This window comes from Leptospira wolbachii serovar Codice str. CDC (assembly GCF_000332515.2).
GTDB classification, from domain to species: domain Bacteria; phylum Spirochaetota; class Leptospiria; order Leptospirales; family Leptospiraceae; genus Leptospira_A; species Leptospira_A wolbachii.
Window position 1 is genome coordinate 1,649,341 of sequence record NZ_AOGZ02000014.1, and the last position, 23,826, is coordinate 1,673,166.

Consider the following 23,826-nt stretch of genomic DNA (forward strand, 5'->3'; position numbering starts at 1 on the left):
AATGGTTTCCTTGAATTCTATTGCAAAGGGAAAGATTAACATTGGTTTGATGATTCCCTACAAACGGGAAGATGGACTCCACGAAATCCGCAGTGTCTTTGTTCCTATTAGTTTTGGTGATCCGATGGAAATCCAAGTTTATCCCCTCTCTGTTGGCCAAACCTCAAGTTTCCACTTAGTTTCGGAAAACCATCTCCACGGTTACCGGCATGAAAAATTCGAAGAAGTTTCCGAAAGAGGAGATCTAACCCGAAACATTCTCTATAAGGCCTTTCAGAAGTTAACTTCGTACCTTCGTGAACCCGTTTCTATCACCATCCATTTACAAAAATACCTTCCACCCGAAGGGGGAATTGGGGGTGGGAGTAGCAATGCAGGTCTTTTCTTAAAAGAACTCTTCCCGTGGACCCATCTTCCGAAAGAAGAAGAGATTCCCTTGGCAAAATCCATTGGAGCGGATGTCCCTTTCTTCCTACAGCCCTCCTCTTGTTACGTGAGTGGGATTGGTGAGGTCTTAGAACCCATATCTGTAGCAAAAGGGTCAGGAATTTTGGCCATCCCTCCCTTCGGACTTTCTACAGCATCTATGTATTTAGGCCTTCAAAAAAGTTTACAAAAACCCTATGGTTCCGAAGTATGGAAATTTCTGGCAGAGGATTTAATTCGAAGTCTTCAGGTCGGGGATTGGGCATACCTGCAAAACAGGCTCGAGAACGAGTTTGAAAAAATCGCTTTTCAGACCCAACCCTTACTAAAGGAATTGAAATTAGGGTTCTATGAGTCGGGAGCAGTCTATGCTTCTTTATCGGGTTCGGGTTCTTGCTATTACGGCATTTATCCTTCAGATAGAGAGAGAGACGAAGCCCTTCGCATTGTCTCCGATCGATTCCCCGATATGGAATTTCGAACGTTCTCTTTTTAGAAACTGGCCTGTAGCCAAGCGGTAAGGCAGCGGTTTTTGGTATCGCCATTCCCTAGGTTCGAATCCTAGCAGGCCAGCCAGTTTTAAAAGATCCGATAGAACGAACGATGAACCTACATAATACTGTAACTGCTGTTATTTTGGCGGCGGGGAAAGGAACTCGAATGAAGAGTGAGCTTCCCAAGGTTGCGGTTGTACTGAACGAATCTCCACTTTTACTTCACGTTCTTCGCAATATCGAATCCGCCGGCATCAAACGAAAGGTCGTGGTTGTCGGTTACCGCAAAGATGTCGTTACAGATATCGCAAAATCATTTTCTGGTGTAGAATTTGCCGAACAAACAGAACAGTTGGGAACAGGACATGCTGTCCTGTCGGCAGAACCAGCCCTTGCACCTTACACGGGATATACGATTGTTGCCTGCGGGGATGCACCACTCATTTCTGCAAAATCATTTACTGAACTTATAGAACTCCATAAAGAAAACGGATATTCTGCGACTGTTCTTTCGGCCAAAATGGAAAACCCTACGGGTTACGGTCGCATCATCCGTTCTGTCGATGATGGTAGCCTTTTGCGCATCGTAGAAGAAAAAGACGCTACTCCCGAAGAGAAAGTCGTCAATGAAGTGAACACAGGAACCTATTGTTTTACCACGGAAGATCTTTTTACTGCCTTAAAACAAATCGGTAATGACAATGCTCAAAAGGAATATTACCTCACAGATGTAATAAAGATTTTTAGATCTTTGGGAAAAAAGGTCGGAGCAAAAACTTTGGCAAATGCTTTAGAAAGTCACGGTATCAATTCTCCTGATGATTTGGCTCTTGCAAAACAATATATAGATAAAGGGTTGGTTGGAGTATGAATCCCAGCGAAGTAGTTGTATTTTCCGGAAATGCAAACAGACCTCTTGCCGAGGAAATTTGTAAACACCTGAACATTCCCAACGGCCAAATCTCAGTTAAGAGATTCTCCGATGGAGAAAGTTCCGTAAAAATCGAAGAAAACGTTCGTGGACGGGATGTATTTGTGGTTCAGTCCATAAGCTATCCAGCAAACGACAGTTTGATGGAACTTTTACTCATCATCGATGCAGCAAGAAGAGCCTCTGCTCGTCGTATTACGGCCGTTATCCCTTATTATGGTTACGGACGCCAAGACAGAAAAGTAGAACCACGCGTTCCTATTTCTGCTCGAATGGTCGCTGATTTAATTGAAACTGTTGGTCCTGACCGAGTTCTCACAATGGATTTACACGCTGACCAAATCCAAGGATTCTTTCGGATTCCTGTAGACCATTTATACTTTTCACCAGTCCTCGCTGAGTACATCAACTCACTTGGTATGGACGACCTTGTGATTGTTTCTCCAGACTCTGGTGGAGCAGAAAGGGCTCGTAACTTCGGAAAGAAGGTAAACGGATCTCTTGCCATCATTGACAAACGTAGACCAAAAGCTAACGAGTCTGTGGTGATGCATGTCATTGGTGAAATCAAAGACAAAAACTGCCTTTTACTCGATGATATGATAGATACTGGCGGTACCATTGCAAAAGCGGCAACTGCTCTCTATCAAAACGGAGCCAAATCGGTATTGTGTTGTGCATCCCACGGAGTTCTTTCCGGAGAAGCACCTACCAAATTGAATGAAGGCGACTTCAAACAAATTGTGCTTTCAAATTCTATCGCCATTCCGGAGAGCAAAAAAATAAATCACTTGAAAACGCTCTCTATCGCACCACTCTTTGCTAAAGCCATTGAGCGAATTCATAACGAAGAATCAATTTCTAGTCTGTTTTCATAACTTTAAGGAACATAATCATGGAAAAAATCAGTATCAAAGCACAAACAAGAACTTCTAAAGGAAAAGGTCCTGCCAGAAGAATGCGTGTGGAAGGTTTAGTACCGGCGAACATCATCGGAAGCGGTGAAGCAAAATCGGCAAGTGTTGTCGAAAAAGAAATCCAAAAACTCATCGACTCAGGAATCCGTAAGGCAACCCTCATTGACCTGGAACTTGATGGTAAAACAGAAAGAGTTTTCGTAAAAGAAATTCAAAGGTTTCCACACACAGGTCAAATCCGTCACATTGACTTCTTTAAAGTAACTCCTGGTAAAAAGATCCTCACAACAGTGGCAATCAAAACAACTGGTGTTGCAAAAGGTTCCAAAGCAGGTGGCCAGTTCGAACACCTCGTTCATGAAATCAAAGTGAAGTCAACTCCTGAAGATTTAACTGACGTAATCACAATTGATGTCAGTGGTTTGGATATCGGAAACATGATTAAAGTTTCTGAACTTCCGCACCCTGCGTCTTGGGAAATCCTAATCAATGGTGATCCGATTGTTGCTTCTTGTAGCAAAACAAAGGCAATCCTTGCTGCTGAACGTGCTGAAAAAGCGGAAGCAGAGACCAAGGGCAAACCAGCAGCGAAAAAAGCTGGAAAGAAATAAGATCTACTTTTAGGAACCAATGAAGTTAATTGTAGGGCTAGGAAATCCTGGCGATAAATATAATAACAATCGATCTAACATTGGTTTCAAGATTCTAGATGTCATTGCAAACAACATTGGCATCGAAATCAAAACGAAGAAAAAGAAATCTCTCATCGGTCGTGGTGACTTTGAAGGGGACGAAGTGGTTTTACTCAAACCACAAACCTTCAGTGACCTTTCCGGTGAGTCGGTTCTCTACATTGCCTCCTTTTTGAAAATCCAGGTAAAAGACATTGTGGTCATCCATGAAGATGTCGGGTTAGATCTCGGCCAAATCGTAGTCACCAAAGGTGGAGAAAACGATGTCAACCCTGGGGTCAACTCGGTTTCTGTCTCATTACGATCCCCCAATTTTATACGAATTCGGATCGGCGTTCTTAATTCAGCCTTCGATCCTAAAAAAAGAGAAGAATTTTTACGTGAAGATTTTGAGCCATTAGAGAACCTGAGTTTGATACAGATCATCAATGACGCCGAAGCGGCGATTCGTTCGATTTCCATGGGGGATATTGACGAAGTGATTCAGAAATATCACCTTTGATTTCAGTCTAACTAGCGAGAAGTCTTTACATGAATAAAAACATCAAAACCGTATTTCTATTTTTGCTCGTATTCCTTGTCATTTTGGCAACGGTTTATAAAGGTCAGGACTTCGCCGGTAAACCCGACGAAATCAGCTATTCCGATTTTTTGAATATGGTCGAACCCATCGAAGGGAAAAAGCCGATTGGGAAAATTACTTCGAAAGATGGAAAGGATATTTCCTCCAAACAACAAATCATCATTGATCGAGAGCTGATTGAAGGTTGGTACATCCCAGAAATCAGCAAAGACAATAAACCAAAACCCTTCAAAACTAACGTAGCACAGGTGAACGATGATTTGGTGACAAAACTTCGTAAGTCACGCCTCAGTTTTACTGCGAAATCAACAGAAGAAAACAAGTTTTGGAGTGTGGTATCAGGAATCATTCCTTGGTTGTTTGCACTCGGTATCATTTGGTTCATCATGATGCGCCAACTCCAAGCATCAGGCAACAAAGCATTTACCTTTGGTAAATCTCGTGCCAAAATGAATGTGGATCCAAAAGTCAAAGTCACCTTTAATGATGTGGCTGGTTGTGAAGAAGCAAAAGTAGAGTTACTTGAAATCATTGAATTTCTAAAAGACCCAAAAAAATTCCAAGCCATTGGTGCACGAATTCCGAAAGGAGTTCTTCTTGTGGGTCCTCCAGGAACTGGTAAGACCTTACTTGCCAAAGCAGTAGCGGGTGAAGCAGGTGTTCCTTTCTTCTCAATTTCTGGTTCTGACTTTGTCGAAATGTTTGTAGGTGTGGGAGCATCACGTGTCCGTGATCTATTTGACCAAGGTAAAAAAAATGCTCCTTGTATCATCTTTATAGATGAGATTGATGCGGTAGGTCGTCTTCGTGGTGCAGGCCTTGGCGGCGGGCATGACGAAAGAGAACAGACCCTCAATCAAATGTTAGTCGAGATGGACGGATTTGAAATGAATGAAGGTGTTATCGTGATGGCTGCGACTAACCGCGCAGATGTACTCGATCCTGCTCTCCTTCGTCCCGGTCGTTTTGACAGACAAGTAATAGTGGACCTTCCAGACCTCAAAGGCCGGGAAGAGATTTTACTTGTTCACTCCAAAAAAGTTCCATTAGTTTCAGATATTTCACTAAACTCTATCGCTCGGGGAACACCAGGTTTTACAGGAGCCGATCTTGCAAACCTTATCAATGAAGCGGCACTCCTTGCGGCGCGTCGTAACAAAAAACGTGTCACCCAAGAAGAACTCGAAGAAGCACGAGATAAAGTCATGATGGGACCTGAACGTAAGTCTATGTTTATCTCTGACAAAGAGAAAGAAATGACGGCTTACCATGAAGCGGGTCATGCCCTGCTTGGCACCTTACTGCCGTATACCGAACCCGTTCATAAAGTCACAATCATTCCTCGTGGTAGAGCTCTTGGGCTTACCCAGTCTCTTCCTGTGGAAGACAGACATTCCTATCGCAAAAACTACTGTTTGGATCGAATTGTAATGTCTATGGGTGGCTACATTGCCGAAGAACTCATCTTTGGTGATCCGTCTAACGGTTCTTCCAACGATATCCAACAAGCAACCAACATTGCACGTCGTATGGTTTGTGAATGGGGTATGTCTGAAAAACTTGGAACCATCCATTACGGATCTGGCGAAACTTCACCGTTTATGGGCCGAGACTACGGTCATACAAGCAAACCTTACTCAGAAGAATTTGCGGCCCTTATTGACCAAGAGGTCAAACGTATCATCCAAACCTGCCTTGACAAAGGTCGTGATTTAGTGAAAAAGAACCAAAAGAAATTGGATTCCATTGCGAAAGCCCTCCTTGCTAAAGAAACGATCGACGCACAGGAACTTATGGACATTGTCCAACCTTCTTTTGACAAATATGCAGATTCCAAATCAGGATTAGGAACTAAAAAAGGCAAAGGTTCTTCGACAACAAAACCGGCCTATTCTTCTTAATTAAACTGATGAAGTATTGGCTCTTTAAAACAGAACCAGATGTCTTTTCCATTGACGACCTAATCAGAGAAAAACTTTCTTATTGGGAAGGGGTAAGAAACTACCAAGCACGTAACTATCTTCGCGATGAAGTAAAGTTAGGTGACTTGGTTTTATTTTATCATAGTCGCTTAGATCCCCCAGGGATAGTGGGCATCGCAGAAGTGGCAAAGGAAGCAACCCCTGACCCTTACCAGTTTGATCCCAATCATAAATACTTTGATCCAAAACTAAAAGGAACGGAGCCAAGATGGTACGGAGTGCACTTAAAACCCCACACAAAATTTAAAGATCTGATTCCTCTGGATACATTAAGAAATACCAAAGGATTAGAGAAAATGGTTGTGACACAAAAAGGATCTAGGTTGTCGATTCAACCTGTGGCTAAGAAAGAATTTGAAATTGTAGTCAAAATGGGAAAGTAGAATCAAACCGACTGACGGCTGATTGACCTTTTTAAGTCACAACACTGCATCCAATAGAAAGATACCGATCACCAAATATCAATTCATTTGATGAATGATTTCTCTTAGTTTTTCTAGAGTTATGGGTTTGATTATATAATTTCCTCTTAGATTGTATTTTTCTGCTCTTCGTAAATCTTCTTCATTGGACGAACTAGTCACAATGTAAATTGTAATCTTCTGAATTATTGGAATCATTGTGAATTCATCTAGAAATTGCCAACCGTCCCATACAGGCATATTCAAATCTAATAATATTAGTTCAGGTAAACTTTCTTGTAAGGAAATTCGAGAGGAAAGCATATCATAAGCTTCTTTTCCATTTTGGCAAACTAAGGTATGATTGACGAGGCCAGAAAGAGTAATGATTTGTTTTGTCAAAAAAAGATGAACCGGGTCATCTTCCACAACACAGGCTAAATTAATTTTATTCATAAGGTAAAAATACAGTAAATTTTGTACCTACTCCCACGGTACTTTCAACCTCAATTTTTCCACCCATGGTTTCTATTTGGTTTTTCGAAATGAACAATCCGACTCCTCTGGCTTCTTTATTCTCGTGAAATGTTTTATACATTCCAAATAGTTTGTCCCCGTGTTTCTTTAAATCGATACCCTGGCCGTTGTCTTCAAATTGGATTCTTATCAATTTATTTGTATAGGAACCGGAAATGTTTAAAAAGCTATTTCTACCGTTCGTTTTGTACTTAATTGCATTGGTAATTAGGTTCAACACAATGCTATCTAAATAAGCAGGAATCCCGCGAACAAAAAAATGAGTCGGAAGATTGACTTCAATTTTTAATTCTGACTCTAAAATCTGTAAAGCCAAACTTTCAATATTTTTCTGGACAACCTGACCAATATCTATAGATTCATAATTCTCTTGAGCTAGATTTACTTTAATCACGGCGGTAAGATCTTCAATGGTGCGTTTTAAGTTCTCGGTCGCTCCAAATAATAACTGCATCATTTCATTTTGAAAATAACTAGGATAAGAATTTTGCAAAATTTCCATCATACCGCTAATTCCAAAACTATGAGATCGTAAATTATGAGAGACAATATTTGTAAAATTTTTCAATCGATGGTTTTGTTCATTAGTAATATCTAGTAACGATTGTATTTCTGCTTCTGCTTTTTTTAGCTCAGAAATATCAACGGCAATGCCGAGATAACCTGTGATTTGATCGTTTTGTTTTACGGCTGTGACAGACAATAAAACAGGGAAAATAGATCCATCCTTTCTTTTGTAAGTCCATTCAAAAGTAATTGGTTTTTCAATTTTGGCATTATAAATAAATATTTCAAATCCTTGAATGCTTCGATTGTATTCTTGGGAAAGTAATTTTACTTTTTCCTCTATTTCACTTTCAATATGCAAAATTTCGGGAGTATGTTTTCCGATCAATTCCTCCGAAGAATACCCAAGCATCAGCTCTGCACCATGATTAAATTCGGTAATGACACCTTCTGTATCTGTGCTAATAATCGAAACAAGAGTGCTAGAATCTAAAATGGCTTGGTTTTTAGCTAAAGCTATTTTCAGTTTTTGTTCAACTAACTTCCATTCTGTGATATCGATGATCTGAGAAATAAAATAAAGAACCTTTCCTTCTTCATTTTTTACCATAGAAACGGCTAAAATAGCGTATACTAGGTTACCATTTTTATGAAAATATCTTTTTTCCATTTGATAGAACTTTCTTTTTTCAGCGACAAGTTCCTCTAAATAGGTTAAATCAACGTTTAAGTCATCTGGATGAGTGATATCTTGAAAGGTAAGCTGCATGAGTTCTAACTCAGTATACCCAATGATATCACAAACCCTTTTGTTGACCTTGAGCCATCTGCCATTTCCATCCAATAATGCCATACCAATGGCTGAATTATCAAAATTTTCCCGGAAAGCATCTTCACTGATACGAAGATTTTTTTCCATTTTTTTTATTTCACCTATAGCTTGTTCGGTGCCAAATACGGATAATGGTTTTCCATCCGCTGAATGTCCAAATAAAATCAATTCGTTTGTTTGCAACGCATCGGAATTGGATTTTTCCTTAATGGCATTTGCAGTTCGATTGGCGATGTCTCGGAGAAGTTCTTTTTGTTTTGGACTCAGAGTTTTTTGGTTGTCGTCCATAACAGATACTGTTCCCAAAATAAATCCATCTTCATGGAATAAAGGAATCCCTGCAAAAAAAGTGATTGGAAATTCTGTTGTTAAAACTGTGTTTTGTTTGGATTTTTTTTCGCTTGAGTCGTTTTCAAAAATTACAATATCCTTTGCATACTCCAATGTTTGCAAAGTAAACGAGACTAAACCAGAAAGTTCACTCGGTGAAATTCCGAAGTGGGCAATGGGTCTTTGTTCTTTCTGGTCTAAAGTGGTAATCAGAGAAATTTTTGAATCACATATCTGAGCTGCAAGTTTTGCCAAAAAATCATATTCGCTTATATCCAAATAGACATCTTCCTTGTGTCGAAAATTCAAAACGAATGGTTCGTTTTCTTTTACCCTATTTGATGTCTTATTTTTGTAAGTTAAGTTTTTTGATTCTACCCAGGAAAGTAAACCTTAAGGTTTCGCTGTAAACACTTGTACGGCTTTTACTTTATCAATGTCATAAAACTTCTTATCTTTATAAAAGGAAGTCCCTGCACCCATATAGGTAAATTCCGGATTAAGGATGTTTTTTCTATGACCTGGGGAATTAAACCAAGTTTCCACCACAGCTTTAGCTAAACTCAAATAGGTATGGTTAGGGATAGGAGTTCCGGCTTTTGTATAACTAAAAAAAGGACCCCCGTTTTGGACGGGTGTGAATACAGCACGTCCCCCTTGGTATTGGATTCCAAAAGAGTTGATGATATTTTCTGCCGAGTAAGTGTCTGTAATTCCCACCAAATCCAAACGATCACGTAAGGTTTCCTTCCCATTTACCGTACTTGTATGAGAATAAAAATCATAAGTTACCATATCTTGTGCATGCCCAAAGGCCGCTTGTTCACATCTTTCAGAATATTTAAAAGGACGAAGGCCAAGAGATTTTCTCTCCTTAGAGGAAACATAAAAAATAGCAGCATTTAACAATGGATAATCGACTTTTGCAAAATCAATGGTTGTGTTTGCAGGAGCATAGGAAGGAAAAGTATCTTCTGTAAATAAATCATATTGTTCAACCTTCCACTTATCCGAATCAGGTAACTCTCTCCCATCTTCGATACTTTCCAAAAATGCTAAATTAGGATCCTGTGCTTCGACAACCTTTTGCACAGGTTCTGGTTTTTTGACTTCGACAACAGGAGTTTTTTTTACTTCAGGAGTTTTACAAACAAAGGTAAATAGACTCAGAACAAAAACAATGGTCAACGTTTGCGATTGAATCATGGGAAGTTTTAATTTTAGTAACAAGTTCATAGAGTCTCCTATAGGTAACGATTGTAATCTTGAACCACATTGTGGATTAGATTCTTTTCTTTATTAAAATGAATAGTTTTCGCTTCTTTGATTCCAGTTTCCCAGATAAACATAAACGGAATTCCAAATAGAGTAGAATGTTTTTGACGATACTTCTCGCGACCAATGAGTTTCTCGTTTAGATAAAAGTCTGCATGGAGGACTCTTTCTTTGGAGTAAATAGATGGTAAAAGTCCGACAGTACCTAACATAAATAATGTGGATATGGAAGATATCCAGAAATGTTCATACTCATTCACTTCGCTTGTATACAAATCGATATGGTGGTTGGCCCGAACACCGTCAGATAAAACACGGCCAAAGTATCCGGTCTCTAGTAGGTATTTTGTATAAATAGATGTAATTTCTCGTTTGGTTTTATCATTTTCGGGAGTGGATACTTTAATGGTAAGGATTGCAATTTGTTGTTTGAAATCAGGTCTTGCGATGATGGGAACATCTTCGCTCATATAATTATAACAAGAAAAAAGAAAAAATGGTACAAATACGGAGAGAAATCCAAGAAACCGAAACTTTCGCATAATTCGAAAGTAGAGTAATGGAAGTTGGGGAGAGGAAAAGCCTTTTTTTTAAAACCGTGAAAAATCGACAATTCCCAAGAGATGTAAAATCAGGCCCCCGACAGTCACAAAAAAGGTCCAAGCGATGATGGAAATGATGCCACCAACCTTTAACATCTCTAGGCTTCTAATGCCACCATAACTGAAGGCTAAAGCATTGGGTGGTGTGGACACAGGAAGTGGCATGGCAAGGGAAGCACCGATGGTGGCCCCAATGGCAGCAGGTAAAATGAGATGCTGAGGTAGACCCATCGTAATCGGAAGGATCAAATTGGCAACACTGGTGTTACTTAAAAAACAAGAAAGGCCAAGGGAGAGGATGGAGAAAAATAAAAACAACCCTAATTGACCTGAATCACCTAACAAAAACAATCCGACAAAGTGTTTGGCAAGCCCAGTTTCTTCAAATGCCTTACCGAGAGCAATTCCACCGCCCATAAGGATCAAGACGTCCCAAGAAAGGTTCCGAAATTCCTTTAAGTCTAAAAGTCGAAATCCAAAAAAAACAATCACTGGAAATAAGGCCACAGTTCCATTAGACACTCCATGCCAGTCAGATGTGATCCAACCCAAAATAGTAACAGTAATGATCCCCAATGCAATGGAACGATCTCGCTGTGCGATAGACGAATTTGTATTCATCACTTGGATGGAAGAAACAGACTTCCCAGATTTGTCTTTTTTTAAGTACACAATGTACAAAAGAATAGCAAGTGCTAAGACGGAAAGGATGAATACTGGGAAAGCAAATCCCATCCAATTTAAGAATCCAATTTCCAATCCTCTTTCTTGTAGATAACCAATTCCAATCACATTGGGAAGAGTTCCCACTGGTGTTCCAATTCCACCCAAGTTGGCGGAAAAAGGAACAATAAATAGAAGCGATTTTCGCAGAGGGTTGTTTTCTTCCAAAGACTTCATCATGGAAGAAACAAGACCGAGCATCATGGCAGCCGTGGCAGTATTGTTCATAAAGCAGGATAAAAAGGCAGTGGCAAAACCTAAAGAAAGAACAAGTAAAAAGGCTGAACCTTTAGTTTTTTGAATCACAAACCTGGCAATGGCAGAATCCAATCCATAGGATGTGATGGCCGAAGAGATTACAAATCCACCTAAGAATAGTAAAATGGTCTCAGAAAAATAACAGGAGAGGAAAGTAATCGTTTTTGGTGCCCCAGGCCCCCAAGCCGGAAGTAACCAGACCAATTCCAAAAATAAAACTAAAAAACCGGTAACATAGAGAGGGAAAAGTTCTGTCACCCAAAGAAAGGAAACAAGCAAGGCAATTGCCAAATTGATCTCTTGTGGTCTAGTAAGACCGAGCCAGTTTTGGTACCAGCCGAAGAGGGCCGGAATGACGGCAAGACTTGAAAATACAATACCAGCTCTAATCATTGTGACTTGACGATTTACACTCTCCTGATACTTTTTCGATAGACTCGAATCGTTTCAAGCAAACAAATAAAGTAAGATTCCCCTCGATTCGTAATGTTAATTTTTTATGCAAATAGCTTATAACGACTTAAAACAAGCAGTTCTGGGAAGCGGCCCAATGGGTATTATCATCGCTACCGTTTTGGCACAGAAGTTCGACTCTATCACTCTTTGGATTCCAGACAAAGAATTGGTAGAGGTTCTAAAGAAACGTCGCCAAACAGAGATTATGGGAAAGACCATTGATCTACCTGACCATATCGATATTGTATCCAGTTTGGATTCTTTTGGCAGGGATGATTGGGTTTTCCATGTAGCCGTACCTTCTCGATCTTTTATGGATAGTGTTCATGCTCTCTTGGAAGTGTTAGAACCAACCAACAGTTATGTATTTTCTTTTTTGACCAAAGGAATCCTGGATTCCAAAAACAGAAAAAAAACAGGATTCATTACATACTCGCAATATTTACAAAACTATTTAAAAGACAGAAACTATTCCAATGCATCGGTTGCCGTTGTAAATGGCCCATCTTTACTCGGTGAAATTCTAGAAGAGAAACTTAGTTTTTTTAATATTGGATCTTATGAAAAAGAAACTTCCGAATACCTTTCCGAAGTACTGGCTTCCAACTTCATCCACACATCAGTTACCGATGATGTTGTTGGAATGGAAATTGTAGGTGTCGCAAAAAATCCAATGGCGATTGCGAGTGGAATTGTTTCCTTAATGCCACGTTTCGGATCCAACTTACTCGGAGAAATTCTATCTGTTGGATTTCAAGAAGTAAGAGACCTTGCGATGCGTTATGGGGCAAGACCTGACACCGTGATGGGAAGATCAGGACTTGCCGATTTTATCACCACTGCCACAAGTAACAAAAGCCGAAACAGAGGATTTGGACAAAAAATTGTCGGTGAACTTTTGTCAGGTGGCGAGAAATTAAGTATCAAAGATCGAATTGAAATTTTCTTTGTGCCAAGATCCTTTATCGAAAGAGAATCGACAAAATGGCATGATAATGTCGAAGGAACGTATGCTCTCAGCATTCTTATCGAACTTGCCAATGAAATTCGTCTTCCTTTTACTTTACATAGAACTCTCTTTGATGTTCTTACGAGAAAACAACCGCCGGATGCCTTAGTTGATTTGATCTGTGGTAAAAAAACAGAATCAAAAAATATTCCACTCGTTGTCCAAAAAAAAGTGGGACTCAACTTAACCTCTGGAATCGATTTTCAAAATCTTCTGGTAGATCGAATTTTAAAACACATCAGCAATGTTCCTGGAACAGTAACAAGAGTTAAAAAACAATCCTCTGCAGTCATTGAATCCACGCAGAAAAGACTCACCAAAGCCACTCGTAAAAAACAAAAACTAGATGAAGTCAAATTTGAAGCGGAGCTGGAAATCTGGCAACGGTTCCAAAATTGCCAAAAAGATGAAGAGAACACTTTGGTAAAAGAGCTCGTTCGATTCTATGTAACAGAAATTGCAGACAACTATAGCCCAACCGTTCGCGAGTCCATACTTCGTTTTGTGGCACCAATCCGTCTTTTCTCCGGTGGCTTCCTAAAAGGATCAATGATTCCCCATATTGGTGGAAAAACGGAAGTAGTGAAAGCTCTCTCGTCTAAGTACAATTTATTGTATGCTCCCACTCATAGATCTCATTTAGATTCCGTGGAAGTTGCATATTCTTTGTTTCATTTAGGTTTACCTGTTCCTCGTTATGCGGCGGGAATCAATTTAATGTCCAATCCTTTTTGGGAATGGATGTTAAAGTCGCTTGGTGCTTATGCCGTGGACAGGGAAAGAACACGAAACAGTTTGTATTTAGAATGCCTGACTCTCTATTCACAAGTTATGTTAGAACAAGGAATACCGTCGCTTGTGTATCCAGAAGGGACTCGTTCCCGAACAGGGGCAATTGTACCTGTAAAAACAGGACTTTTGACAACGGCAGTAAACGCTTTCCGAAGTTCAGGAACAGAAATTGTTATAGTTCCCATCTCTGTCTCGTATGAAACCGTTCCCGAAGACAACCAGTTCTGCAATATTCCAGAAGAGTTGGGAATGGCGGGATTTCTTGCCAAACGTTCCAATGTGTATGTAGAGTTTTGTGACCCAATCCCCATATCAGAATATGCACACACAGAAGATCCAACTTTGGAGCTCAGTTATCGAATCACCAAAGGTTGGAAACAATACCATAAGATTCTACCAAATCAAATCGTTGCTAAAATCCTTGCGGAGAATGATTTTTCTATCGAACTCTCACAGAGTACAATGTTAGTCGAAGATTTCATTTCCCGTCACGACGGAAACTATCTAATCAAAGATCCAGAAGAAGTATGGGAAAAAGGTAGAAAGATTTTGGAAAAACGAAAGATGATCGAAGAATCCAATCGAGTGATTCATTCCAAAAATGATGCGCTGCTTTTGTATTATGCGAGCATGATTCCAGAAGACGAAGATAAAAAGTACTAGATAAAGGTCAATGGACCATTATCCATTCTGGACGGGGAGCCTTCCCCGTTTACGAATATAAACTGTCTTTTCTAGTTTCGCAATCACTTCACCCTCCTCGTTTTTCACTTCAGTTGTAAAAAGATAATCCCCTTTTTTCTTCAGTTCGATTTCTTCTTTGATCCTTTCAATTTCGGAATCAGAAATTCGAAACTCTGCAATGACCTTACCCATTCCCGGTTTCACAAAGATCATATTCCCGGCTTTGTCCCAAACAATATAATCGGATCCTAATCTTTCCAAAAGGATTAACATAAAAAATGGATCACACATGGAATACAAAGAGCCACCAAAATGAACTCCCACATAATTCCTGTTATAGAATCGTAAATTCATTTCGGAACGAAAATAAGAAAAGTCCGGAGCAATTTCTTTAATGCGAATTCCAGCTCCCACATAAGGTGGATAAAAGTTAAATAACCAAATTTTAAATCTTTTTTTCCAAGAGATCTTTTTCATCAAAGATTCGGTTCCTTTCGTTTTTGTTTGGAATTGATTAAATATACAGCAAGTATTGCTAAAGATCCGCCAATGATGACGGGAATTTGAACCACTTCATCCAAGATCAAAAAACTACTCAAATACGCAGAGAGAGGAACTATAAAAATGAAACTACTAGCAATTTCCGATCCAAGTCTTGTTGCTGCATAAAAATAAACCGTAGTTCCAAAGGTTGTAGAGATTACGGTTAAGTAAAAGATAGAAGCCCAGAAATCAAAGCCCATATCCCAGACCTTCCAAAAACTGGGATCATTGAAACAAAACAGAAACTCAATGATCGATCCTACAGCATAGACATAAAAACTATAGGTAATCGGTGACATGGATTTTCCCGTGGATTGGCTATTGAGCGAAAGTGTAGCCCAAACAAAAGAACATAATAAAAAGAACAAATTCCCAGATAACAATAAATAGTCGATACTGATTTTCCAAACTTGTAAAATAACAAGACCGCCGATAAATCCGAAAAACAAACCAATCACTTGCCGTTTTGAGATTCGTTTCTTCTGCACCAAGACAACAATAAAAAAAGTAACAATGGGATTCAGAGTGGTGACAAGAACTCCACCCGCGCCAGGGAGTCCGTTTTTTAGACCCATAAAGAAAAATTGATTATAAAAGGTATAAATGATTCCACCAATCAGAACATTCCAATAGTCTTTTCCTGTTTTGAGTTTAAAAGGAATTCGCATAACAATAAGCAGGGGAATGACAGAAAGAAAAGTGGCGAGAAACCTCCAAAACACCAAAACAGAAATGGGAACGGTTCCTGCTATCATTTTGCCAATAGGCCAAGAGATCCCCCAGGAGACCATGGCAAATATAAGTAAAAGTAAAAATTTAAGATTCAAATGTAGTTTCCTTTCAACAAAAAGTTGAGAACGTAAGTGGTGCCAAAGGAAAGAGGAATTCCAATACCCAACATAAGGCTTGCTAAATGAGGAGAAATATTTTTTTCAATTGTTATCACCGTGGAAGTGACCATAGGCGCCATTGCCGATTCCAAAACAATGGTTTGGTAGAGTAAGGTATCTTCTTCTAAAGGAGAATAAATCCAGTACACAAATAAGGGAGCCAAAACCAACTTAAAACCTAGTCCTAAAGCCAAAACTCTGCCATGGCCTGCGATGGTACGCAGATCCAACATAAACCCTACTGACACTAATGCGAGTGGAGTGAGAGTATCACCCAATCGGAGTAAAACTAATTTTACGGCTTCTGGATAGGCAAATGGGCGAGTGATGATGGCAACAAACAAAGCATAAATGGGAGCAAATCCCAGAACCCTTTTGAAAAGAGTGGAAAAGTCCCACTTCCCATCCATAGCAATGGAAGCCAAAATGATTCCCGGAAAACTTAAGACCATAAAAGTTCCAAGTTGATCCGCTAAAATTCCATAACCCAAAGAGTCTTTACCTAAGTAGGTTTCGAGTAGTGGAAAACCCACAAAAGAGGTATTGCCAAGACCAGCAGTTAACACTAAACAGACGGCCGTATGGAACTTTAAAACCTTTAGTTTGTACAAACAAAGAAAAAATACCACAGCGATTCCAAATACAAGCCATGGCATGGAAGAAGGTAAGAGAGAAGTCGCATCCACTTTTAATTCATGGACATGATACAAAACAAGAGAAGGTAAAGAAATAAAGAGGATAAACCCATTTAATACTTTAGAAGTAGATTCTGGAAACTGGGGCAATCTTCGAAAAAATAACCCAAGCCCAAAACAAATTCCTAATAGTAAAAAGTTCTCCATGCTTTAGAAAGAAAGAAAGGTCGCTATGGCCTTAGAATCAAAAAAGACCCCCTCTTTTTGTCTAGGTGCTTCGAGTCCGTCTCGAGCCATCTCAGCATAGCCGTTGGCAAAGTGTAGATACTTTGTCTCTAGTTTTTTCTCGCTATCATGTGCCGCTTGTTCGATAAATTCAGCGAGTAAAAATACTTGGTAAGTTACATCCGCAATGTAAACACGATTCATATCTTTCCAATCTTTAGACTGATTTTTGATACAATCTTCTAATTCTTTTCGTTTGGATTGGAAAACTGTGAATGCATTTTTTAATTCAGGATAGCTGTTTGCTTTTTTTGTTAACTCATCTAACAAAGATTGGAAGGCTGTATACACTTTTGGTTTTTGTAAAGCATGCAAACAATGATCCGTAATGATGAGGTGGGTTCCTTCCCAAGTTTCATTGATGATGGAATCATTATGGAGGCGAGGCAGTGGAGAAAAGTCCCCAATGATTCCATTTCCGCCCAGAGTTAAGATTGCTTTTTGAGTGATATAACTTGCTTGCGAAGAAGATTTGTACTTCATAAGAGGAACTGTAATCTCTGCAGCATCGTCGCCTTTCTCTGCAAGGTTCGCCGATCGAAAGTTTACAAAACAATTTCCTGTTTGTAAGATTTGCATTTCTGCGAGTGTCTTAGTAAAGGAAGGAAATTCCAAAATCTTTTTCCCGTAAGCGGTACGAAACTTCGCATATTCAGAAGCCTCCATCACCGACCTTCTTGCGTTTCCACTAGAGCCAAGCCCCACATGCAATCGAGAGGTTTTGATGATATAACGAATGAGATTCACAAGTCCATGACCCGGACGACCAAACTCTTCGGCTTCGACCTTATCATAAATAATTTCTACAGTGAGTTTTCCACGAGAACCGATGATGTCTTTTTTCCGTATGATATGGTGACCGTTGAGTTCTCCATTTTCTTTAATCCTGGGAACAAGAAACATACCTACGGTGTTGGTTCCTTCCATCTTTGCCGTTGTCACCCAAAGGTCACCTGGATTGGAACAAAACCATTTTTCACCAGTTAACTCCCATTTGCCGTTCGGCAGTTTTTTAGCAGTGGTGCGATTGGCAGAAACGTTACTTCCACCCACTCTCTCCGTTACATATTGTCCGGCCATAAAATGAGAAGAACTTCCCTTCCCTGCAACTAGTGGTAGGTATTTTTTCTTTTGTTCCTCTGTTCCTATTTTTTTGAGAGCTAAGATGATTCCATCAGTCATTGCCAATGGGCAAGCAACTCCCCCCTCTCCATTCATATTTATTAAATAAGTAAGCGCATAACGATGAATATGTGTAAAATCAAATTTCCATTCTGGATGAAAGTCTAAATTCACCACCCCGTGGTCATAAGAAATTTTTCGTGCTAATTTTTGTTCTTCTGAATATTTTATAAAATCAATACGTTTACCAGTTCGGTCATATTTAACCACCTCGCCGTATTTTCCCTCTTTGTGACACTCTTCTGTGAGTTCATCCAAAATCCCACCCACAAGTTCCCCATACTTATGGATGTGTTCTTCCATCGCTTTTTTATGTTCTGGTGTAAAAGTTTCTGAATAACGGTGAACCATTCTTTGTAAGGCGGGGTCCATTTCGTAAAAATTCTTACCACGAACTCCCTTGTATTCGGAAATATCGAATGGTTGTAAAGAAGGATGTTCTGAAATATGGTGGCTCATTCTTCCAGTTCAAAAAAAGGAATAGGATTCACTAGCAAAAAAGTCGCCCAAGTTTGAAATTGGTTCTAGAGTTGATTCTTTATGGTCCAAAGAGTGGAAACGAGAAAATCCAAACAAATTCTGCACGATGTCATATTTGAACTGCAGAACGTTTCTGAGTCGATGCAGTGGTTTATGTCCTATGATCGCCTTTCTGAACTTTTAGAAATCAGAAAGGAAGAATGCCTCCGCAAAGTATATCAATTCAAATCCGCAAAACCACAGATGACTCTTTCCGGTGGATTCCATGAAGTCGATGGGGACTTACTTGTCGATTTTCTCGCCTGGAGTCTGGAATTAGATGAAGTCGCAGAGGAGTTCCTAAAAGGAGGAATCTTTTTTAGTGAACGTCCGTTATTTGAACTTCGTGAATCTTACAAAACACTCATCCAAAAAACAATCGCCAATCACAAACTAGACCGCGAATTAATTTTACTTTTAACAGCAGCTACCGTAGATTTTGATGATGCCGTTGATTCTTATTTGATGGATAAATTTGAAATTGATTTTTTTGTGAGAAGGTCCATCCACCAGTTTTTAGAAAAGTTCGAAATTCATCCGGAATTCGGCGCCGAAGAATTTTTATATGAATACTTAAAAAGCCTAATCCCCACAAAGATTCTAAACTTTCGAGACATCACTCGTGAATTCAGAGATAGAACCTATTATGAGTTATACGGTCGATTTAGAGAAACCAAAAAGAAGAAAAAAAAGATCGTAAAAACAGTTTCTATCGAACTCAAAGATCTATTGGCTTTTTTTGATTTGGAACCTGGAGCCAACATCACTGATGTAAAAAAGAAATTCAAAGAACTCTTAAAAAAATACCATCCTGATATTAACAAAAAAGGCGAAGAGATGACAAAACGAATTATCCTAAAATACAATCGTCTTGTCGAACTTCTAGGAACCTAAATTTCTAATTCCCACCCCGCATTCTATTTCAGTTTGATTTGAAAAAGATATTTGATCCGAATCTCATCTTTCGCTTTCATAAATAGAAGCGATGGATTTTCTAATTCATATTCAGAAAACTTTACAATGAATGATCCGTCGACATTGATTAGATTTGAATCCTCTGGACTCACACTCGCATCAGTAGTAAATTCTTTTGTGTTTCCATGGATAGTTAATTTCCCTTTTATCGTATAGGTTTTTTCCTTTATTACATTCACCGATTCGATTTTCACGAGGATGTTAGGTGAATCCGGATAACCTAGTATTTCTTGAATGTGTGAATCTCGATTACTGTCTCCAGAAGAAATTTTTAAAAGCGGAATGGTTATCACAAAAGGGGACTTTAAACTGTATTGGTTATTAGAAGTTTGGATGTTTGGTTCCTCCATTTGGATTTCACCACAAACACCTTTTACATTTTTTGTAGTATGTTCTACGTAGAACTCGATACTCTTTTTTGTAACTTCGCTTGCGAAAACATTGTTAACTAAGAGTAAACTTATGATAATAATAATTATTTTCTGATTCATAAAACTTCCATACCCTAATTCATTGGACGTAAATTTCTATGGAGTTAGGAAAAGGAAATATTCGCAAAATAGAATGATTCTATTATATGCAAATACACCTAACTCTACTTATGTGAAGAAATGGGGATAGAACCTTTCCAGGTAGACACACCACTTCCATCAATAGGATAGGGTTTGCCTAAATATTTGGGTGGTGTATCCCATTGGATGTCCCACCAAGCAAGGATTCTTGCAGGATATTCACGAAAACCATAATACGTTTCTTTTTTATAGGTTCGTAAATTACATTCATAACCGTATAACTCAAGTTCTAACTCTCTTCCTAAATAGATGGCTCTCGGCAAAAAGAAAGATTGGCTGACGAAGATGGCTTTTTTTACAAGGAAAACTTCTTTGGCACGAATCAGAGTATCGAGTGTTCGAAATCCGGCATGATCCACAAAAATATCTTCTGGTTTCACTTTGTGTTTTAGCATAAATTCCAACATAGGTCTGAGTTCGTTGTAATCGGACTTACCATTGTCTCCAGAAAGTAAGATTTTGTTGACTCGTCCCTTGTTGTATAAATCTAACCCACAAGCCAGTCGGTCCATGAGAATGCTGGAAGGCGTTTTTCCATAAACAGCGGCACCTGGAACAATAGCAACTTCTGCTTCAGGGATTTCCATTGGTTGGTTCGAGTGGATAGAAGTTTGGTATACATACCAAAATCGTAAATTCGTTGCCAATGTGACAAAAACCAGAATTCCCAAAATCAAAGCAATCCCAAGAAATAGGGATTTCCACTTGACCCTTGAGAGGAATCGGAACGTCATATTTATGTAGGACACGCGGTTCGTCATGAAGAAGAAAATTAAAGAGATTACGTCTGTTTTTTCACAGGACAATCCGAAAATCAAGAAACAGATTGATAAGGTGAAAGAAAAAGGTCACCAACGGATGACCATTCTTGTCATTCCCCATGGATATGATAGTTCTTTCCACTTCCAAATTTCTCATTTTACCATTCTATTTTTTTTGGCTCTGACTGTAGGGCTTCTTAGCCTTGCCATTTTTGGAATTGTTCGTTCGAGTAACACCCAAACACAAATCAACCAACTTTCTAAAGTTTACGGAACCTATTTCGATACATACATCACTCACGCAAGCCAATTAGAAGAAATGAAAGAAGAGTATTCTAAACTCAATGAAAACATGTTGGAACTCTTTACTCTCATTGATGGTAGCGATGATGAACTTCTGAAAATTCCTACAGAGGATTGGATCGAAACATCTGCGGTGGAATCACTCCAAAAAGAAGAAAAAGAAGACAAACAATTGGATGTAGGCCGGAAATACCTAAATGAAATTTATGACCTTCGCCAATTAAAACACCGAATGGGGAATTACCAACGTTTGGTGGAAGCGAATTACCAATTTTTATACCAACGTTCTGATATTTTATCTCGTTCTCCTCTTTTCAATCCAATGTATTCCTACAACTTAACTTCTCCCTTTGGCATGAGAAAGTCACCTACCACTGGTTATTGGGAATATCATGACGGTTTGGATATGGCAAACGCAACAGGAACTCCCATCTATGCTTCTGCACCAGGACGAGTGGTTCGTGTTACTTATTCCAATGTGGGATATGGCCACCATGTTATCATCCAACATGATTTCGGCTTTAGCACGTTATACGGCCACTGTTCAAGAATTTATGTAAGAACAGGACAGGAAATAAAAGCCGGAGAACAAATTGCCGAAGTGGGTGCGACAGGAAATGTAACCGGTCCACACTTACATTATGAAATTTTCATTTCCGAAGAAGGAAAAACAGATCCAGAACAATACATGCAAGCAGGGGTTTACTGATTGCCTAAGAAAGAAAATCCTGCCAAACGAATCGCAGAACTTCGCAAAGAGATTCAAAAACACAACGATCTTTACTATAAAGACAATACACCTAAAATTTCAGATAAAGAGTTTGATCTTTTAGTCAAGGAATTACAATCCCTTGAAAAGTCTAACCCTGATTTGGTGATAGATTCCTCACCAAGTTTACAAGTGGGATCGGATCTCTCTCCCCAATTTAGCAAATTCAAACACAAAGTTCCTGTTTTATCTCTAGAAAATACATATAATGAAACTGAACTCTCTGAATGGTTAGAAAAAACAGGCATTGAAGAATTTTATTCCTTAGAATGGAAAATTGATGGCGCCTCCATATTGTTATACTATGAGAATGGAAAACTCACCCACTGTGTGACCCGGGGTTCCGGTGGCATTGGCGACGTTGTCACTGAAAATGTCAAAACTATAGAATCCATTCCACAAACATTATCCGAACCTTTGAGTCTCTCCGTTCGCGGGGAAATTTTTATGACCTTCGCTGACTTTGAAGAATTTAACGAAGAATATGGTGGAAAGTTTGCCAATCCCAGAAACTTAGCCGCAGGTTCTATCAAACAAAAAGATCCGAATGATGTCGCCAAACGTCCGTTAAGAATCTATGTTTATGATGTGTATTTTTCCTCATCGCGCAAAGGAATCAACAAACACAAAGACATCATAGCCTTATTAAAAAAAGAAAAATTCCCCCTCGCTCCTGACTCAGAGATCATCAAAGGAAAAAACCTCGTAAAAGAAATTGAATCCTTCCGAAAGAAAAAAGATAAAATGCCTTTTCCTGTGGATGGACTCGTCATCAAACTCGATGACCTCAACCTTCGCGAAAACCTGGGCGAAACAAGTCAATCACCCCGTTGGGCTCGGGCCTTCAAATTTGATGCATTACTCAAAGAAACCACCATTGAAGAAATTGATTTTGCCATTGGACGAACAGGAAAAATCACACCACGTGCCAAAGTCACACCAATTTCTCTTGCAGGAACCACCGTTACTTACGCCACCTTACACAACCAAGACTATATCGATCAACTAGGTGCAGGAATTGGAGCAAAAGTTCTCATCTCCAAACGTGGGGAAATCATTCCCGCTGTGGAAAAAGTAACCGTTCCTCCTAAAACTGTTTTTGTATTACCAAAGGAATGTCCTTCTTGCAAAACAAAACTAACAAAATTAGACGACTCTGTTGATTTTTTCTGCACCAATCGCAACTGTCCCGAACGAAAGTTAAACCAACTCATTTTCTTTTGTTCCAAAAAACAAATGAATATCGAGGGTCTCGGCGAAAAACAAATCCAAGTTTTTTTTGAAAAGGGCTGGGTCAAAGACATATCCGATCTATATACATTAGGAAAATACAAGACCGAAATACTCAAGTTAGATGGCTTCGCAGAAAAATCTGTAAAAATTATTTTTGATGCCATAGAAAAATCCAAAGAAAAAGATTTCCGTTTTACCTTACCTTCTATTGGCCTAAGTGAAGTGGGTCCGAAGGTCACAGAAATCCTCATTGAACACGGATTTGATTCTTGGGAAAAACTACTCACCCTAGCCAAATCCAAAACTGCCGAAGAAGAGCTCACATCCATCCACGGAATTGGCCCCCGAACCATCGAAGCCCTACTCACTCACCTAAAGGATAAAGAAACACTTAAACTTGTAAAAACTCTAATCAAACTGGGACTAAAATTCCAAGCCGACGAAACCGAAAAAAGCGACATACAGCCGTTTGTCGGCCAAAGTTGGTGTGTGACGGGTAGTTTCGAAAATTTCCAACCACGAGATATTGCAATGGACCTTATCACCAAACACGGCGGCAAAAAAGTTTCCGGTGTCTCTTCGAAAACCACCCATCTTCTTTACGGCCCCGGTGCCGGCTCCAAATTAGAAAAGGCCACCGAACTCGGTGTTACTTTAGTTTCCGAACCAGAATTTTTAAACCTCTTGGAAAAAGAAGGAATCCCTTTGCCCTAATGGGAAGACAAGAG

The 23,826-nt window shown here is 39.3% G+C and carries 22 protein-coding genes and 1 tRNA gene; 12 read left to right on the forward strand and 11 right to left on the reverse strand.

Annotated elements, in window-relative coordinates:
• The first annotated feature begins 1 nt into the window (after position 1).
• From LEP1GSC195_RS13115 to LEP1GSC195_RS13150, 8 genes are all read left to right on the forward strand, one after another.
• A complete protein-coding gene (locus LEP1GSC195_RS13115; RefSeq protein WP_040506717.1) occupies positions 2-922 on the forward strand; it encodes a 4-(cytidine 5'-diphospho)-2-C-methyl-D-erythritol kinase in 921 nt (306 codons plus the stop codon).
• A 4-nt stretch (positions 923-926) separates the two neighbouring features.
• Positions 927-1,002 (forward strand) — tRNA-Gln (locus LEP1GSC195_RS13120).
• Positions 1,003-1,029: 27 nt separating this feature from the next.
• Entirely contained in the window at positions 1,030-1,791 is a 762-nt protein-coding gene (locus tag LEP1GSC195_RS13125; RefSeq protein ID WP_084597410.1) for a sugar phosphate nucleotidyltransferase, read from the forward strand.
• A complete protein-coding gene (locus tag LEP1GSC195_RS13130) occupies positions 1,788-2,729 on the forward strand; it encodes a ribose-phosphate pyrophosphokinase (RefSeq protein ID WP_015681670.1) in 942 nt (313 codons plus the stop codon). The genes LEP1GSC195_RS13125 and LEP1GSC195_RS13130 overlap by 4 nt, the downstream gene beginning before the upstream one ends.
• A 17-nt stretch (positions 2,730-2,746) precedes the next feature.
• Entirely contained in the window at positions 2,747-3,379 is a 633-nt protein-coding gene (locus tag LEP1GSC195_RS13135; RefSeq protein ID WP_015682329.1) for a 50S ribosomal protein L25/general stress protein Ctc, read from the forward strand.
• Between the two features lie 19 nt (positions 3,380-3,398).
• On the forward strand, positions 3,399-3,962 hold the full coding sequence (gene pth / locus LEP1GSC195_RS13140) for an aminoacyl-tRNA hydrolase (protein WP_002977024.1): 564 nt from the start codon (positions 3,399-3,401) through the stop codon (positions 3,960-3,962).
• A 29-nt stretch (positions 3,963-3,991) separates the two neighbouring features.
• On the forward strand, positions 3,992-5,944 hold the full coding sequence (ftsH, locus tag LEP1GSC195_RS13145; RefSeq protein WP_015680517.1) for an ATP-dependent zinc metalloprotease FtsH: 1,953 nt from the start codon (positions 3,992-3,994) through the stop codon (positions 5,942-5,944).
• 8 nt (positions 5,945-5,952) lie between these two features.
• Positions 5,953-6,408, forward strand: coding sequence for an EVE domain-containing protein (locus tag LEP1GSC195_RS13150; protein WP_015681902.1), 456 nt, complete (start codon positions 5,953-5,955; stop codon positions 6,406-6,408).
• 78 nt (positions 6,409-6,486) lie between these two features.
• On the opposite strand, the gene LEP1GSC195_RS13155 is transcribed toward LEP1GSC195_RS13150, so the two are convergent.
• From LEP1GSC195_RS13155 to LEP1GSC195_RS13175, 5 genes are all read right to left on the reverse strand, one after another.
• Positions 6,487-6,882 (reverse strand): response regulator, encoded by a 396-nt coding sequence (locus tag LEP1GSC195_RS13155; protein ID WP_015682516.1) that lies wholly within the window; start codon positions 6,880-6,882, stop codon positions 6,487-6,489.
• The gene (locus tag LEP1GSC195_RS13160; protein ID WP_232227789.1) at positions 6,875-8,941 is read right to left on the reverse strand and encodes a PAS domain S-box protein; all 2,067 of its coding nucleotides are present in this window, start codon (positions 8,939-8,941) and stop codon (positions 6,875-6,877) included. The genes LEP1GSC195_RS13155 and LEP1GSC195_RS13160 overlap by 8 nt, the downstream gene beginning before the upstream one ends.
• 84 nt (positions 8,942-9,025) lie before the next feature.
• Entirely contained in the window at positions 9,026-9,868 is an 843-nt protein-coding gene (locus tag LEP1GSC195_RS13165; protein WP_015681613.1) for a CAP domain-containing protein, read from the reverse strand.
• A gap of 8 nt (positions 9,869-9,876) precedes the next feature.
• Entirely contained in the window at positions 9,877-10,449 is a 573-nt protein-coding gene (locus tag LEP1GSC195_RS13170) for a hypothetical protein (RefSeq protein ID WP_015681898.1), read from the reverse strand.
• A gap of 48 nt (positions 10,450-10,497) precedes the next feature.
• Positions 10,498-11,883, reverse strand: coding sequence for an SLC13 family permease (locus LEP1GSC195_RS13175; RefSeq protein ID WP_015682524.1), 1,386 nt, complete (start codon positions 11,881-11,883; stop codon positions 10,498-10,500).
• A 106-nt stretch (positions 11,884-11,989) separates the two neighbouring features.
• Between LEP1GSC195_RS13175 and LEP1GSC195_RS13180 the strand changes: the two genes are divergently transcribed.
• A complete protein-coding gene (locus tag LEP1GSC195_RS13180) occupies positions 11,990-14,410 on the forward strand; it encodes a 1-acyl-sn-glycerol-3-phosphate acyltransferase (protein WP_084597411.1) in 2,421 nt (806 codons plus the stop codon).
• Between the two features lie 18 nt (positions 14,411-14,428).
• On the opposite strand, the gene LEP1GSC195_RS13185 is transcribed toward LEP1GSC195_RS13180, so the two are convergent.
• Genes LEP1GSC195_RS13185 through LEP1GSC195_RS13200 form a run of 4 tightly spaced genes read right to left on the reverse strand, consistent with a single transcriptional unit; the run spans position 14,429 to position 18,425 of the window.
• Positions 14,429-14,908, reverse strand: a complete 480-nt coding sequence (locus LEP1GSC195_RS13185; RefSeq protein WP_015681386.1) for a DUF4442 domain-containing protein — start codon at positions 14,906-14,908, stop codon at positions 14,429-14,431.
• Entirely contained in the window at positions 14,908-15,801 is an 894-nt protein-coding gene (locus LEP1GSC195_RS13190) for a DMT family transporter (protein WP_015682067.1), read from the reverse strand. Before LEP1GSC195_RS13190 ends, LEP1GSC195_RS13185 begins: the two co-directional genes overlap by 1 nt.
• The gene (locus tag LEP1GSC195_RS13195; protein ID WP_015682765.1) at positions 15,798-16,706 is read right to left on the reverse strand and encodes an AEC family transporter; all 909 of its coding nucleotides are present in this window, start codon (positions 16,704-16,706) and stop codon (positions 15,798-15,800) included. The genes LEP1GSC195_RS13190 and LEP1GSC195_RS13195 overlap by 4 nt, the downstream gene beginning before the upstream one ends.
• 3 nt (positions 16,707-16,709) lie before the next feature.
• The gene (locus tag LEP1GSC195_RS13200; protein ID WP_015682341.1) at positions 16,710-18,425 is read right to left on the reverse strand and encodes an acyl-CoA dehydrogenase family protein; all 1,716 of its coding nucleotides are present in this window, start codon (positions 18,423-18,425) and stop codon (positions 16,710-16,712) included.
• Positions 18,426-18,506: 81 nt separating this feature from the next.
• Here LEP1GSC195_RS13200 and LEP1GSC195_RS13205 point away from each other — a divergent pair, with 81 nt between their 5' ends.
• The gene (locus LEP1GSC195_RS13205; protein WP_040506719.1) at positions 18,507-19,379 is read left to right on the forward strand and encodes a molecular chaperone DnaJ; all 873 of its coding nucleotides are present in this window, start codon (positions 18,507-18,509) and stop codon (positions 19,377-19,379) included.
• A gap of 23 nt (positions 19,380-19,402) precedes the next feature.
• Here LEP1GSC195_RS13205 and LEP1GSC195_RS13210 read toward each other — a convergent pair whose 3' ends face one another.
• Positions 19,403-19,951: a YceI family protein gene (locus LEP1GSC195_RS13210; RefSeq protein WP_040506720.1), complete on the reverse strand. Its 549-nt coding sequence runs from the start codon at positions 19,949-19,951 to the stop codon at positions 19,403-19,405.
• A 104-nt stretch (positions 19,952-20,055) separates the two neighbouring features.
• Positions 20,056-20,766, reverse strand: a complete 711-nt coding sequence (locus LEP1GSC195_RS13215; protein WP_198012780.1) for a SanA/YdcF family protein — start codon at positions 20,764-20,766, stop codon at positions 20,056-20,058.
• Positions 20,767-20,791: 25 nt separating this feature from the next.
• Here LEP1GSC195_RS13215 and LEP1GSC195_RS13220 point away from each other — a divergent pair, with 25 nt between their 5' ends.
• Together LEP1GSC195_RS13220 and ligA are read left to right on the forward strand one after the other, a co-directional pair.
• Positions 20,792-21,805, forward strand: coding sequence for a M23 family metallopeptidase (locus tag LEP1GSC195_RS13220; protein ID WP_015681635.1), 1,014 nt, complete (start codon positions 20,792-20,794; stop codon positions 21,803-21,805).
• Complete coding sequence (gene ligA, locus LEP1GSC195_RS13225; RefSeq protein WP_015680924.1) at positions 21,806-23,812, forward strand: NAD-dependent DNA ligase LigA; 2,007 nt, start codon at positions 21,806-21,808, stop codon at positions 23,810-23,812.
• Positions 23,813-23,826: the final 14 nt, after the last annotated feature.